This is a genomic window from Micromonospora sp. WMMC415 (assembly GCF_009707425.1).
Taxonomy (GTDB): domain Bacteria; phylum Actinomycetota; class Actinomycetes; order Mycobacteriales; family Micromonosporaceae; genus Micromonospora.
On sequence record NZ_CP046104.1, the window covers coordinates 3,725,127 to 3,738,478 of the forward strand.

The 13,352-nt window shown below is 76.8% G+C and carries 9 protein-coding genes, 1 pseudogene and 1 riboswitch; of the genes and pseudogenes, 8 read left to right on the top strand and 2 right to left on the bottom strand.

Annotated features, from left to right (window positions below; translation table 11 throughout):
* Positions 1-49 precede the first annotated feature (49 nt).
* Positions 50-763: a hypothetical protein gene (locus GKC29_RS17525; protein ID WP_155331860.1), complete on the bottom strand. Its 714-nt coding sequence runs from the start codon at positions 761-763 to the stop codon at positions 50-52.
* Positions 764-871: 108 nt separating this feature from the next.
* Between GKC29_RS17525 and GKC29_RS17530 the strand changes: the two genes are divergently transcribed.
* Positions 872-1,213, top strand: coding sequence for a hypothetical protein (locus GKC29_RS17530; RefSeq protein WP_155331861.1), 342 nt, complete (start codon positions 872-874; stop codon positions 1,211-1,213).
* Between the two features lie 27 nt (positions 1,214-1,240).
* Here GKC29_RS17530 and GKC29_RS17535 read toward each other — a convergent pair whose 3' ends face one another.
* Positions 1,241-1,978 (bottom strand): MBL fold metallo-hydrolase, encoded by a 738-nt coding sequence (locus GKC29_RS17535; protein ID WP_155331862.1) that lies wholly within the window; start codon positions 1,976-1,978, stop codon positions 1,241-1,243.
* 90 nt (positions 1,979-2,068) lie between these two features.
* A riboswitch (cobalamin riboswitch) is annotated at positions 2,069-2,198 on the top strand.
* Positions 2,199-2,553: 355 nt separating this feature from the next.
* Between GKC29_RS17535 and cobN the strand changes: the two are divergent.
* From cobN to GKC29_RS17570, 7 genes and pseudogenes are all read left to right on the top strand, one after another.
* Positions 2,554-6,228: pseudogene (gene cobN, locus GKC29_RS17540) on the top strand (cobaltochelatase subunit CobN); the annotation flags it as partial.
* A complete protein-coding gene (locus GKC29_RS17545) occupies positions 6,225-8,636 on the top strand; it encodes a VWA domain-containing protein (protein WP_370463260.1) in 2,412 nt (803 codons plus the stop codon). The pseudogene cobN and the gene GKC29_RS17545, both read left to right, overlap by 4 nt.
* Complete coding sequence (gene cobO, locus GKC29_RS17550; RefSeq protein WP_155331864.1) at positions 8,636-9,247, top strand: cob(I)yrinic acid a,c-diamide adenosyltransferase; 612 nt, start codon at positions 8,636-8,638, stop codon at positions 9,245-9,247. The genes GKC29_RS17545 and cobO overlap by 1 nt, the downstream gene beginning before the upstream one ends.
* Positions 9,241-10,599 (top strand): cobyrinate a,c-diamide synthase, encoded by a 1,359-nt coding sequence (locus tag GKC29_RS17555; RefSeq protein ID WP_370463261.1) that lies wholly within the window; start codon positions 9,241-9,243, stop codon positions 10,597-10,599. The genes cobO and GKC29_RS17555 overlap by 7 nt, the downstream gene beginning before the upstream one ends.
* Positions 10,596-11,345 carry a precorrin-2 C(20)-methyltransferase gene (cobI, locus tag GKC29_RS17560; protein WP_155331866.1) on the top strand — a complete coding sequence of 250 codons (750 nt, stop codon included), beginning with the start codon at positions 10,596-10,598 and terminating at the stop codon, positions 11,343-11,345. Before GKC29_RS17555 ends, cobI begins: the two co-directional genes overlap by 4 nt.
* On the top strand, positions 11,342-12,178 hold the full coding sequence (gene cobM / locus GKC29_RS17565) for a precorrin-4 C(11)-methyltransferase (protein ID WP_155331867.1): 837 nt from the start codon (positions 11,342-11,344) through the stop codon (positions 12,176-12,178). The genes cobI and cobM overlap by 4 nt, the downstream gene beginning before the upstream one ends.
* Positions 12,178-13,344: a cobalt-precorrin-5B (C(1))-methyltransferase gene (locus GKC29_RS17570; protein ID WP_155331868.1), complete on the top strand. Its 1,167-nt coding sequence runs from the start codon at positions 12,178-12,180 to the stop codon at positions 13,342-13,344. The genes cobM and GKC29_RS17570 overlap by 1 nt, the downstream gene beginning before the upstream one ends.
* The last annotated feature ends 8 nt before the right edge of the window (positions 13,345-13,352 follow it).

Below are 13,352 nucleotides of genomic sequence, written 5' to 3' on the forward strand. Positions count from 1 at the left end.
CGGTGAGCGCCGGGCCCGGTCGTGCGGCCGGACCCGGCCCGGGCCGGCGTCAGTCGCGCAGCCAGACCCGCAGTGGGCCCGCCGGGCGGAAGCCGACCGATCGCGCGACGGCCAGGTCGTCGCCCGGCTCGTAGCCGACCAGTGCGGCGCTGCCCGGCAGGCCCGCCCAGACCTCCTCCGGCGGGACGGCGCGGGCGAAGACGTTGGAGACGCCCACCGCCCGTCCACCGTGGTGCAGGACCGCGCCGCCGGCGACCACGCCCGCGTCGACGCGGGCCAGGACGGTGACCCGCGGGTCACCGAGCAGGGCGGGGCGGAACAGCGGCCCGCCGCCGTGCGCCTCCGCCCACCCGGCCAATCCCCCGGGTGTGGTGACCCGGGTCAGCGGCGAGCCCGGCCGTGCCGCGGGAACCCGCGGAGCGGAGGCGGCGCCGGCCGTCGGCGCGGCGGGCGGGCGGTGGACGGCGGCGGCCGGTCGGTGGATCCAGTGCGCGTCGAACAGGACCCGGAAGCCGAACCGGGCGAGGTCGAGATCGGCGAAGCTGTCCTTGACCGACGCGCCCGGGCCGGCGTCGATGCGGCCGAGCAGCGTCGCGGCGTCGACCCCGGGGCGGAGGGTGACCGCGTCCGGGTACCAGGTCGGCGAGCGGCGCGGCACCGACCAGGCGTCCGCGTCGGTCACCCCGGTCAGGCCGTGGGTGCGGCACACCAGGTCGCACCAGGCGGCGTTGTCCCGTGCCGCGTCCATGGTCGCTTCGCGCATCCGCGCGAGCCTAGCCCAGGCCCTAGCCCAGGGGGCTCACACCGGGCTCGCAGGAGACTGCCAGAAAACCGTGCTGAACTGGAGGTTCGCCGAGGGAGGGAGCCGCACATGGGCTGGTTCAGCCGGCGGTCGCGTACCCGGGGGTCCGAGGGACCGGCGACGAAGCTCGACCGGGAGGCCACCCGCGAGGATCTGGCGGCGCTGGAGGCGTTCGTGGCCAGCCGGACCGGGGTGGAGTTCTACCTGGAACCGGAGACGACCGCGACGAACACGACGGTGGTGGCGATCGCCCACGACGGTGAGTGGATCCGTCGCCGGACCGGGTCGCCCCGGGTGGCGGCGGCCCTCGCGAACCGGCTCGCCCTGCCGTTGTACGAGGCCGCGAAGACCGGGTACCCGGAGCGCATGCGGGCCTGGAACCGGGCCCACCCGGAGCGCCGTGCCCGCTAGGGCCTGTCCTGCCGGCCCCGCCGGCGCTCACTCCGCGACGGCGGCGCGCGCTTCGTCGAGGGTCATCGTCGGGCTGTGGCTGGAGACGTACCAGCCGACGTCGTCGGTGAGCAGGCGGCGGACCAGGGCCAGGTCCGGCCCGTCGTCGGGCGAGCGCAGGTGCAGCGGCGGCGGGTACCAGCTGTCGCCGAGGAGCAGCACGCCCGAGGCCGGGTCGACCACCACGGTCGAGTCGGGGGCGTGGTGGCCGCCGACGTGCCGGACCAGGACGCCGGTGGGCAGGTCCAGCCCGTCGGTGAACGTCCGCGTGGGCGGCCGGACCGCGAAGTCGTCCCAGCAGTCCACGGCGAGCGCCCGGGCCCGGAAGCTCGGCCCGAGCCGCGGGTTGGCGCGGACCTGCTCCCGCAGGTAGCGGGTGCTCCACGGGCGGGCCGCCTCGGCGCGCAGCAGGTCGGCGCCGGTGACGTGGCCGACGATCTCCACGCCGGGCCAGGCGCAGGCGCCCCACACGTGGTCCCAGTGGTGGTGGGTGTAGACCAGCCAGCGTGGCTCCGGGAGCCCGGCGGCCCGCAGCGCCACCTGGATCTCGGCGGCGTGCGCCGGGCTCTGGCCCGCGTCGACCAGCACGCTGCCGCGCTCGTCCGCGACCAGTGCGACGGAGGGCCGGACCCAGGCCGGATCCGGGTCGAAAGGGGTCGCCCACACCCGACCGGCGACGTGATGGAACTCGATGGCGGGGCTCGCCGCCCCGTCGGTGTCCGCCATCACACCGATCCTAGCTGGACCGTCGGGCACGTGTGGGCCGCGTTGACCGGCCGTCGGAGGTGTGGCAGCATTCGCGGCCGGACGGCAGTGAAGGAAGCCGGTGCGATTCCGGCGCGGTCCCGCCACTGTCACCGGGGAGCGATCCCCCCTCGCGAGTCACGGCCGCGCGTGCGCGGTTGGAAGGCCGGGGGTGAGCGTCGATCCGGGAGCCAGGATACTTCGGCCGTCGGTGCACCCCAGGGCGTGGACACCCGAGGAGGACCCGATGACGCGCAGCGTCCCCGCCATCGACGACGATCGTCGTATCCGTTCCGCGCGTGCCGACGCGCCCGCCGCCGCCCCGCCCGGACGCCCAGCCGCTCCGCACGCGTCGCCCCGACCGGCCCGGCCGGTCGCTTCGCCCTGACCGGCCGGGCCGGTCGGCGCCGACCACGCGCCTGACGAGCCCGCTCGCCGCCGGCCCCGGCGCACCGTCGCGCCGCGCGCCGGCCCACCGCATCCGCTGACCGAGCAGCCATCCCTCGCCCCCAGCCCGACCGGCCTCACCCCGGGGGGCGGGCGTCACTCTCCGGAGCCCCCTCGTGCCCATCCTGCTGCTGTCCACCGCCGACACCGACCTGCTCGCCGCCCGCGCGAGCGGCGCCGACTACCGCCTGGCCAACCCGGCCCGGGTCGCGGCCGACGCCGTACCGGCGCTGGTCGACGGCGCCGACCTGGCCGTCGTACGCCTGCTCGGCGGCCGGGCGGCGTGGCCGGACGGCCTGGCCGCGGTGCTCGCCTCCGGCGTGCCGACGGTCGTGCTGGGCGGCGAGAGCGTGCCGGACGCGGACCTGATGGCGGTCTCCACGGTGCCGTCCGGAGTGGCCACCGAGGCCCTGTCCTACCTGGTGGAAGGCGGTCCGGAGAACCTGGCGCAGCTGGCCCGGTTCCTGTCCGACACGGTGCTGCTCACCGGCGAGGGCTTCGCCCCGCCCGCGCCCACACCGGCGTACGGGATCCACGGCGACCGGCCGGCCCACCCGGACCGGCCGACCATCGGGATCGTCTTCTACCGGGCGCACACCCTGGCCGGCAACACCGCGTTCGTCGACACCCTCGCCGACGCCGTCGAGGCGGCCGGCGGCAACGCCCTGCCGATCTTCTGCGGCTCGCTGCGCGGGCTGACCGCCGGCGCCGGACCGCTGGGACTGTTCGCCCGCTGCGACGCGCTGCTGGTCACGGTCCTCGCCGCCGGTGGCGCGGTCGCCGCCGACGCCTCCGGCGGCGGCGACGAGGACGCCTGGGACGTGGGCGCGCTCGCCGCCCTCGACGTACCGGTGATCCAGGCGCTCTGCCTCACCAGCACCCGCGCGCAGTGGGCCGGCAGCGACGCCGGACTGTCCCCGCTGGACGCGGCCATGCAGGTGGCCATCCCCGAGTTCGACGGGCGGATCGTCACCGTGCCGTTCTCGTTCAAACGGATCGACGCCGACGGGCTGTCGGTGTACGAGCCGGACCCGGAGCGGGCCGCCCGGGTCGCCGGCATCGCCGTGCGGCACGCCCGGCTGCGGCACGTGCCGAACGCCGACAAGCGGCTCGCGGTGGTGCTCAGCTCGTACCCGACGAAGCACTCCCGGGTCGGCAACGCCGTCGGCCTGGACACCCCGGCCAGCGCGGTGCGGCTGCTCACCGCCCTCGCCGACGCCGGATACCACCTGGGCGACGCGCCGGTCCCCGACGACGGGGACACGCTCATCCACGCCCTCATCGCCGCGGGCGGCCACGACGTGGAGTGGCTCACCCCGGAGCAGCTCGCCGCCGCGTCGGCGCGGGTGCCGGGGGAGACGTACCGGCGCTGGTTCGCGGAGGCGCCGACGGAGCTGCGGGAGGCGATGCGCAGGCACTGGGGTGAGCCGCCCGGTGAGCTGTACACCGACGGCGGCGACATCGTGCTCGCCGGGCTGCGCTTCGGCAACGTGGCGCTGCTGATCCAGCCGCCCCGCGGCTTCGGCGAGAACCCGGTCGCCATCTACCACGACCCGGACCTGCCGCCGAGCCACCACTACCTGGCCGCGTACCGCTGGCTGTCGGCGCCGGTCGCCGACGGCGGCTTCGGCGCCGACGCCGTGGTGCACCTGGGCAAGCACGGCACCCTGGAATGGCTGCCCGGCAAGGGCCTCGGGCTGGCCGCCGACTGCGCCCCGGACGCCGTGCTCGGCGACCTGCCCCTGGTCTACCCGTTCATCGTCAACGACCCCGGGGAGGGTACGCAGGCCAAGCGCCGCGCCCACGCCGTCGTCGTCGACCACCTGGTGCCGCCGATGGCCCGCGCCGAGACGTACGGGGACCTCGCGAAGCTGGAACAGCTCCTCGACGAGTACGCGACCGTGCAGGCCCTCGACCCGGCCAAGGTGCCGGTGGTGCAGGGGCAGATCTGGGACCTGGTGCGGGCCGCCGAGCTGCACCACGACCTGCACCAAGCCGACATGCCGGCCGCCGACGACTTCGACGACTTCGTGCTGCACCTCGACGGGTACCTGTGCGAGGTCAAGGACGTGCAGATCCGCGACGGCCTGCACGTACTGGCCGCCGCGCCGACCGGCGAGGCGCGGGTCAACCTGGTGCTCGCCGTGCTGCGCGCCCCGCAGGTCTGGGGCGGCGCCCGCGCCCTGCCCGGCCTGCGCCAGGCCCTCGCCGCCGGCTACGGCCTGGACGAGCAGGCGCTGCTCGCGTCGCCGGGCGAGCGGGTGGCGCTGCCCGCGGCGCTCACCGAGGCGGTCGACGGGCCGGCCGTCACCGCCGCCGACGCCGTCGACCTCGTCGAAGGCCTGGCCCGCCGGCTCGTGGTCGGCATGGAGACGCTCGGCTGGGACGCCGGCAAGGCCGATGCCGTCGTCGAGGAGGTCACCGGCCGGCCGGTCCCGGACGCCGCCGCCGTGCTGCGTTTCGCCGCCACCGAACTGGTGCCCCGGCTGGACCGCACCACCGACGAGATCGACCGGGTGCTGGGCGCGCTCGGAGGTGGCTTCGTACCGCCCGGCCCGTCCGGCTCGCCCACCCGCGGCCTGGTCAACGTGCTGCCCACCGGACGCAACTTCTACTCCGTCGACCCGAAGGCCATCCCCAGCCGCAACGCCTGGGACGTGGGCGTGGCCCTGGCCGACTCGCTGCTCGCCCGGCACCTCGCCGACACCGGCGCGTACCCCCGGTCGGTCGGCCTCACCGTGTGGGGCACCAGCGCGATGCGCACCCAGGGCGACGACATCGCCGAGGTGCTCGCGCTGCTCGGCTGCCGGCCGCTGTGGGACGACCGGTCCCGCCGGGTCACCGGCGTCGAGGTGGTGCCCCTCGCCGAGCTGGGCCGGCCCCGCGTCGACGTCACCGTCCGCATCTCCGGCTTCTTCCGCGACGCGTTCCCGCACGTCGTGGCGCTCATCGACGACGCGGTCCGGCAGGTCGCGGCGCTGGCGGAGCCCGCCGCCGACAACTTCGTCAAGGCCCACGTGGACGCCGACGTCGCCGAGCACGGCGACGAGCGCCGGGCCACCGCGCGCATCTTCGGGTCGAAGCCGGGGGCGTACGGGGCCGGGCTGCTGCCGCTCATCGACGCCCGGAACTGGCGCAGCGACGCCGACCTTGCCGAGGTGTACGCCGTCTGGGGCGGCTACGCGTACGGGCGCGGACTCGACGGGCGGGAGGCGCGCGCCGACATGGAACGCTCCTTCGCCCGCATCACCGTCGCCGTGAAAAACCAGGACACCCGCGAGCACGACATCGTCGACTCCGACGACTACTTCCAGTACCACGGCGGGATGGTGGCGATGGTCCGCCACCTCACCGGCGCCGCTCCGGCCGCGTACGTCGGGGACTCGGCGATGCCGCACGACGTCCGTACCCGCACGCTCGGCGAGGAGACCCGGCGGGTGTTCCGCGCCCGGGTGGTCAACCCGCGCTGGATCGCCGCGATGCGCCGCCACGGCTACAAGGGCGCGTTCGAGCTGGCGGCCACCGTGGACTACCTGTTCGGCTACGACGCCACCGCCGGCGTCGTGGACGACTGGATGTACGAGCGCCTCGCCGAGGCGTACCTGTTCGACGACGAGACCCGCGCGTTCCTGGAGACGTCGAACCCGTGGGCGCTGCGCGGCATCACCGAGCGGCTGCTGGAGGCCGCCGACCGGGGCCTGTGGGCCGAGCCCGATCCGGGCACCCTGGACCGGCTCCGCGAGACGTACCTGGCCAGCGAGGGCGACCTGGAGGACCAGCGGTGAGCGCGAGGAGTGAGCCGGGCCTGCGAGCCCCGCAGTCGCGAACGGAGGGCGGCGCGGTGACCACCTATCCGTTCTCCGCGGTCCTCGGCATGGACGACATGCGGCTCGCCCTGCTGCTCAACGCGGTCAGCCCGGCCATCGGCGGGGTGCTCGTCCGGGGTGAGAAGGGCACCGCCAAGTCCACCGCCGTGCGCGCCCTGGCCGCGCTGCTGCCCCCGGTCGACCGGGTGGTGGGCTGCCGCTTCGCCTGCGACCCGGCCGCGCCCGACCCCGGCTGCCCGGACGGGCCGCACCCCGCCGAGCGGGTCGCCGAGCACCGCCCGGCCGCGCTGGTCGAGTTGCCGGTCGGGGCCGCCGAGGACCGGGTCGTCGGGTCGCTCGACCTGGAGAAGGCGCTCGCCGAGGGGGTACGCGCGTACGAGCCGGGCCTGCTCGCCGCCGCCCACCGGGGTGTGCTCTACGTCGACGAGGTCAACCTGCTCCACGACCATCTGGTCGACCTGCTGCTGGACGCGGCCGCGATGGGCCGTTGCCACGTCGAGCGGGAGGGCGTCTCGGTCAGCCACGCCGCCCGTTTCCTCCTCGTCGGGACGATGAACCCGGAGGAGGGGGAGCTGCGACCCCAGCTGCTGGACCGGTTCGGGCTCACCGTGGAGGTGGCCGCCAGCCGTGACCCGGCCGTCCGGGTGGAGGTGGTCCGCCGCCGGCTCGCCGCGGACGCCGACCCCGCCGGCTTCGCCGCCCGCTGGGCCGACGCGGACGCCGCGGTCGCCCGCCGGGTGGCCGACGCCCGTGCCCGGCTCGACCGGGTGGTGCTGAGCGACGCGGCGCTGCGCCAGATCGCCGAGGTGTGTGCCGCCTTCGACGTGGACGGCATGCGCGCCGACATCGTCACCGCCCGCACCGCCGTCGCCCACGCCGCCTGGCAGGGCCGGGAGCGGGTGGCTGCGGAGGACGTCCGGGTCGCCGCCCGGCTCGCCCTGCCGCACCGGCGGCGCCGCGACCCGTTCGACACGCCGGGTCTGGACGAGAAGCGCCTCGACGAGGCGCTGCAACGGGCCCGGGACGAGCACCCCGACGACCCGGACGACGGCGCGGGCCGGGGTGCCGGCGGTTCCGGGCCGGACGGCGGCCCGGGTGGCGGGCCCGGGGGTGACTCCCGCCCCGGTGGTGGTGGGTCCGACGGGTGGTCCGCGGACGCTGGGTCGGGTGGCCGGCCCGCCGGCGACACCCCGGACGGTCATGACCGCGGCGACGGCGCATCCGCGCACGGCGACGGCCGCGGGCACGGCGCGACGGCCGACCGGTCACCGGTCGACCGCGACGGGTGGTGGGAACCGCCGCGCTCCCGCGCCGACCGGTCCGGTGGACCGGCGGAAGGCGCGCCGCCGGACCTCGGCGACCCGGCCGACGGCGGACCCGCCGACCGTGCGACAGCCGACGGCGACGGGGGTGGACGCCGGTCGGGACGGGAACGCGAGTCGGGGTCGTCCGACCGGATGCGTCCCGACCGGACGGCCGGTGCGGTGGCCGTACCCCGGAGTGGCTTGCGGGCCCGACTGTTCACCGCGCCCGGCATCGGGGAGGGCGTGCCCGGGCGGCGGTCGCGGGCCCGGACCGGGCGGGGCCGGACGACCGGCGCGCGCGTGCCGGCCGGGCGGCCCGGCGCCCTGCACCTGCCGGCGACGGTGCGGGCCGCCGCCCCGCACCAGGCCACGCGGGGGCGGCAGCACGGTCCGCTGCGGTTGCGCCCGGCCGACGTCCGGGAGGCGGTCCGCGAGGGACGCGAGGGCAACCTGGTGTTGTTCGTCGTGGACGCCAGCGGGTCGATGGGCGCGCGGCAGCGGATGAGCGCGGTCAAGGGCGCGGTGCTCGCCCTGCTCACCGACGCGTACCAGCGCCGCGACAAGGTCGCGGTGGTCGCCTTCCGGGGCGCCGGCGCGCGGACCCTGCTGCCGGCCACCTCGTCGGTGCTCGCGGCGTCGGCGCGGCTGGCCGAGCTGCCCACCGGCGGGCGCACCCCCCTCGCCGAGGGCCTGCTCGCCGCCGCCGACCTGCTGCGCCGGGAACGCCTGCGGGACCCGAAGCGGCGCCCCCTGGTGCTGGTCGTCACCGACGGCCGCGCCACCGCCGGCCCGGACCCGCTGGCCAGGTCGGACCTGGCCGCGGCGGTGCTGCGCTCGACCGGCGCCCCCTGCGTCGTCGTCGACTGCGAGTCCGGCCCGGTGCGGCTGAACCTGGCCCGCCGTCTCGCCACGCAGCTGAACGCCGACCACCACCCCCTGGACCGGGTGACCACCGCACCCCTCCTCCGGCTCACCGCCGATCCGGATCCTGGCAGCAAACGGCACCTGCGGGGGCCGGAATCCGCCAAGATCTCCGCCGTCACCGACAGGAGCGCCGTCTGATGCCACAGGGGAAGCCGTCGCACGTGCCCGCGGACGGGTTGACCACCCGGCAGCGGCGGAACCGGCCGCTCGTGATCGTCCATACCGGGCAGATGAAGGGCAAGTCCACCGCCGCGTTCGGGTTGGCGCTGCGGGCGTGGACGGCCGGACTGCCGATCGGAGTGTTCCAGTTCGTCAAGAGCGCCAAGTGGCGGGTGGGCGAGGAGAACGCCTTCCGCGCGCTCGGCGAGGTGCACGAGCGCACCGGCCAGGGCGCCCCCGTCACCTGGCACAAGATGGGCGAGGGCTGGTCGTGGATCCAGCGCGGCGGCGAGGCCGACCACGCCGCCGACGCCCGCGAGGGGTGGCGGCAGATCCAGCGCGACCTGGCCGCCCAGCGGTACGGCCTGTACGTCCTCGACGAGTTCACCTACCCCATGAAGTGGGGCTGGGTGGACGTGGCCGAGGTGGTCGACACCCTCGCCGACCGCCCCGGCTTCCAGCACGTCGTCATCACCGGCCGCGACGCCGACCCGCGCCTGGTGGCCGCCGCCGACCTGGTGGCCGAGCTGACCAAGGTCAAGCACCCGATGGACGCCGGCCAGAAGGGCCAGAAGGGCATCGAGTGGTGAACCCGCAACCGTGGGCGCTGCCCCGGGTCGTCGTCGCCGCGCCGGCCAGCGGGCACGGCAAGACCACGGTCGCCACCGGGCTGCTCGCGGCGCTGCGCCGCCGGGGCCGCACCGTCAGCCCGCACAAGGTGGGCCCCGACTACATCGACCCCGGCTACCATGCCCTCGCCGCCGGCCGGCCCGGCCGCAACCTCGACCCCTGGCTGGTCGGCGAGGACCGGATCGCCCCGCTGCTGCGGCACGGCGCGAGCACCCCCACCCCCGCCGACATCGCCGTGGTCGAGGGCGTGATGGGCCTGCACGACGGCGCGGTCGGCCGCCGGGGGTACGCCTCCACCGCCCACGTCGCCCGCCTCCTCGACGCGCCGGTGCTGCTGGTGCTGGACACCACCGCCCAGGGGCGCAGCGCCGCCGCGCTGGTGCTCGGCATGCGCGCGTTCGACCCGGCGGTGCGGATCGGCGGGGTGATCCTCAACCGGGTCGGCTCGCCCCGCCACGAGACCCTGCTGCGCGACGCCCTGGCCGAGGTCGGCGTACCGGTGCTGGGGGCGGTGACCCGCGCCGCCGAGGTCACCGCCCCGTCGCGCCACCTGGGGCTGGTGCCGGTCGCCGAGCGGGCCCCCGAGTCGCTCGCCGTGGTCGACGCGCTGGCCGCGCTGGTCGAGTCCACCATGGACCTCGACGCCGTCCTCGACCTGGCCGGCAGCGCCCCGCCGCTGACCGTGCCGGCGTGGGACCCGGCCGCCGCCGTCGGCGGCCCCGCCGGAGCGGAGCGTCCGGTGGTCGCGGTCGCCGGCGGTCCGGCCTTCACCTTCGCGTACGCGGAGACGACCGAACTGCTCGCCGCCGCCGGCGCGGCCGTCGTCCCGTTCGACCCGCTGCGCGACCCGGCGCTGCCGGCCGGCACCCGCGCGGTGGTGATCGGCGGCGGCTTTCCCGAGGTGCACGTCGACGCCCTCGCCGCGAACACCGGGCTGCGCGCCGACCTCGCCGCGTTCGACGGGCCCGTGGTGGCCGAGTGCGCCGGGCTGCTCTACCTGGGGCGGGAGCTGGACGGGGTGCCCATGTGCGGCCGGCTCGACCTGACCGCCCGGATGACCGGGCGGCTCACCCTCGGCTACCGGGACGCCGTCGCCGCCACCGACTCGCCCGTGCACGCCGCCGGCGACCCGGTACGCGGCCACGAATTCCACCGCACCGCCACCGACCCCGGCCACGGCGACCGGCCGGCGTGGCGCTGGGCCGGCGGCGCCCACGGCTTCGTCGCCGGCCGGGTGCACGCCTCCTACCTGCACACCCACTGGGCGGGCCACCCCGGCGCGGCCCGGCGGCTGGTGGAGGCGGCCCGGTGACCGCCACGCTGACCGGGGTCGGGGTGGGACCCGGCGACCCGGACCTGCTCACCCTGCGCGCCGTACGCGTCCTGCGCGCGGCCGAGCTGGTGTTCGTACCCGTGCTGGACCGGCTCGACGCCGACGGCGCCGCCGCCCCCGGACGGGCCGAGACCACCGTCGCGCCGCACGTCCCGCCGGACCGGCTGCGCCGGCTGCCGTTCGCCCTCGACGACCGGGGCGGCGTGACCGCCCGCCGGGAGCGGGCGTGGGACGCCGCCGCCCGGGCGGTGGTGGCCGCCGTCGACGGCGGCGCCCGGGCCCTCGCCTTCGCCACCATCGGCGACCCCAACGTGTACTCGACGTTCAGCTACCTGGCGCAGACCGTGCGGGAGCTGCGGCCGGAGGTCAGCGTGGAGACCGTCCCCGGCATCACCGCCATGCAGGAGCTCGCCGCCCGCAGCGGCGTCCCGCTGTGCGAGGGGCGGGAGCCGCTCACGCTGCTGCCGGCCACGGCGGGCCTGGCGTTCTTCGCCGACGCCGTCGCCGGCCCGGGCACCGTCGTCGCCTACAAGGGCTGGCGCCGCCACCCCGAGCTGCTCGCCGAGCTGCGCCGGCAGGGCCGGCTCGCCGACGCCGTGCTCGGCCGCGGGCTCGGCCTGCCCGGCGAACAGGTCGGGCCGGCCGCCGAGGCCGACGGCGACGTGCCGTACCTGTCGACGCTGCTGGTCCCGGCCCGCCGGGACCGGCGGGGAGGGAAGCTGTGACCACCACCGGCACCGTCTGGTTCGTCGGCGCCGGGCCCGGCGCGGCGGACCTGCTGACCCTGCGCGCCGCCCGGGTGATCGCCACCGCCGACGTGGTGGTGTGGGCGGCCAGCCTGGTGCACGCCGACGTGCTCGCTCACGCCCGGCCGGACGCCGAGATCGTCGACTCCTCGCAGCTGCCGATCGAGGGGGTGCTGCCGCTCTACGAGCGGGCCGCGGCCGAGGGACTCACCGTGGCCCGGATCCACTCCGGCGACCCGGCCCTGTGGGGCGCGATGCAGGAACAGCTCGACCTGTGCCGGGCGCTCGGCCTGGCGGTAGAGGTCGTCCCCGGCGTCTCCTCGTTCACCGCCGTCGCCGCGCTCGTCGGCCGGGAGCTGACCATCCCCGAGGTGGCCCAGTCGGTGATCCTCACCCGCCTCGAGGGCGGCAAGACGCCGATGCCGGCGGGCGAGCGGGTACGCGAGTTCGCCCGGCACGGAACCACGATGGCGCTGTTCCTCTCCGCCGCCCGCTCCGGGCAGGTGCAGGCCGAACTGCTCGCCGGCGGGTATCCGGCCGACACCCCGGCGGTCGTCGCGTACCAGGCCACCTGGCCCGACGAGCTGGTGGTGCGGTGCACCGTCGGCACCCTGGAGGCCACGGTCAAGGAGCACCGGCTGTGGAAGCACACCCTCTTCCTGGTCGGGCCGGCGCTGGACGCTGCCGGTACCCGCTCCCACCTGTACCACCCCGGGCACTTCCACACGTACCGCCGCGCCGAGCCGGCCGCCCGGGCCGCGCTGCGCCGGGCCCGCACCGACCGCGCCGCGCCGCCGGCCGCCGAGGCCTGATGACGTACGACCTGCCGCCGCTGCGCGAGCCGGACCTGCCGCGTACCGCGAAGGTCCGGCCCACCGCGCTGCGTACCGGCTGGACCACCGGCGCCTGCGCGACGGCGGCCACGAAGGCCGCGCTGACCGCGCTGGTCACCGGCGTCCCGCAGGGTGAGGTGGAGATCGGCCTGCCCGCCGGCCGCCGGGTGCGTTTCCCGGTGACCCGCTGCGACCTCTCGCCGGCCACCGGCACGCCGGGCGGGGCGGCGCGGGCCGAGGCGGTGGTGGTCAAGGACGCCGGCGACGACCCGGACGTCACCCACGGCGCGGAACTGACCGCCACGGTCGCCTGGCGGGAGGTCCCCGGGCTCGTCCTGGAGGGCGGGCCGGGGGTGGGCACGGTGACGAAACCCGGGCTCGGGCTGCCGGTCGGCGGGCCGGCGATCAACGACACCCCGCGCCGGATGATCGGCGAGGCCGTCGGCGAGGTCGTCGACCTGGCGACCGTCGGCGTCCGCGTGGTCATCAGCGTCCCGCGCGGCGAGATCATGGCGCGCAGGACCACCAACCGCCGGCTCGGGATCCTGGGCGGCATCTCCATCCTCGGTACGACCGGGATCGTCCGTCCCTTCTCCACCGCCTCCTGGCGGGCGAGTGTCGTGCAGGCGGTGCACGTGATGGCGGCCCAGGGCGAGCGGACCGTGGTGCTCTGCACCGGCGGGCGGACCGAGCGGGCCGCCCGGGCGCTGCTGCCCGACCTGCCCGAGGTGTGTTTCGTGGAGGTCGGCGACTTCACCGGCGCGGCGGTCACCGCGGCGGTCGCCGACGGCCTGACCGGGGTGGTCTTCGTCGGGATGGCCGGGAAGCTGGCCAAGCTCGCCGCCGGTGTGCTGATGACCCACTACACGCGCTCCAAGGTAGACCTGTCGCTGCTCGGCGCGGTCACCGCCGACGCCGGTGGGGACGCCGACCTGGTCGCCGCCGTCACCGCCGCCAACACCGGGCGGCACGCGTACGAGCTGTGGGAGAGCGCCGGCCTGCTCGGCACCGCCGGTGACCTGCTCTGCCGCCGCGTCCGGGCGGTGCTGCGGCGGTTCGCGGAGGACGCGCTCGACGTCGACGTGGCCCTGGTGGACTTCACCGGCTCCCGGGTCGTCGCCTCGTCCGGGCGGTGGGCCGGGTGACCGCCGCC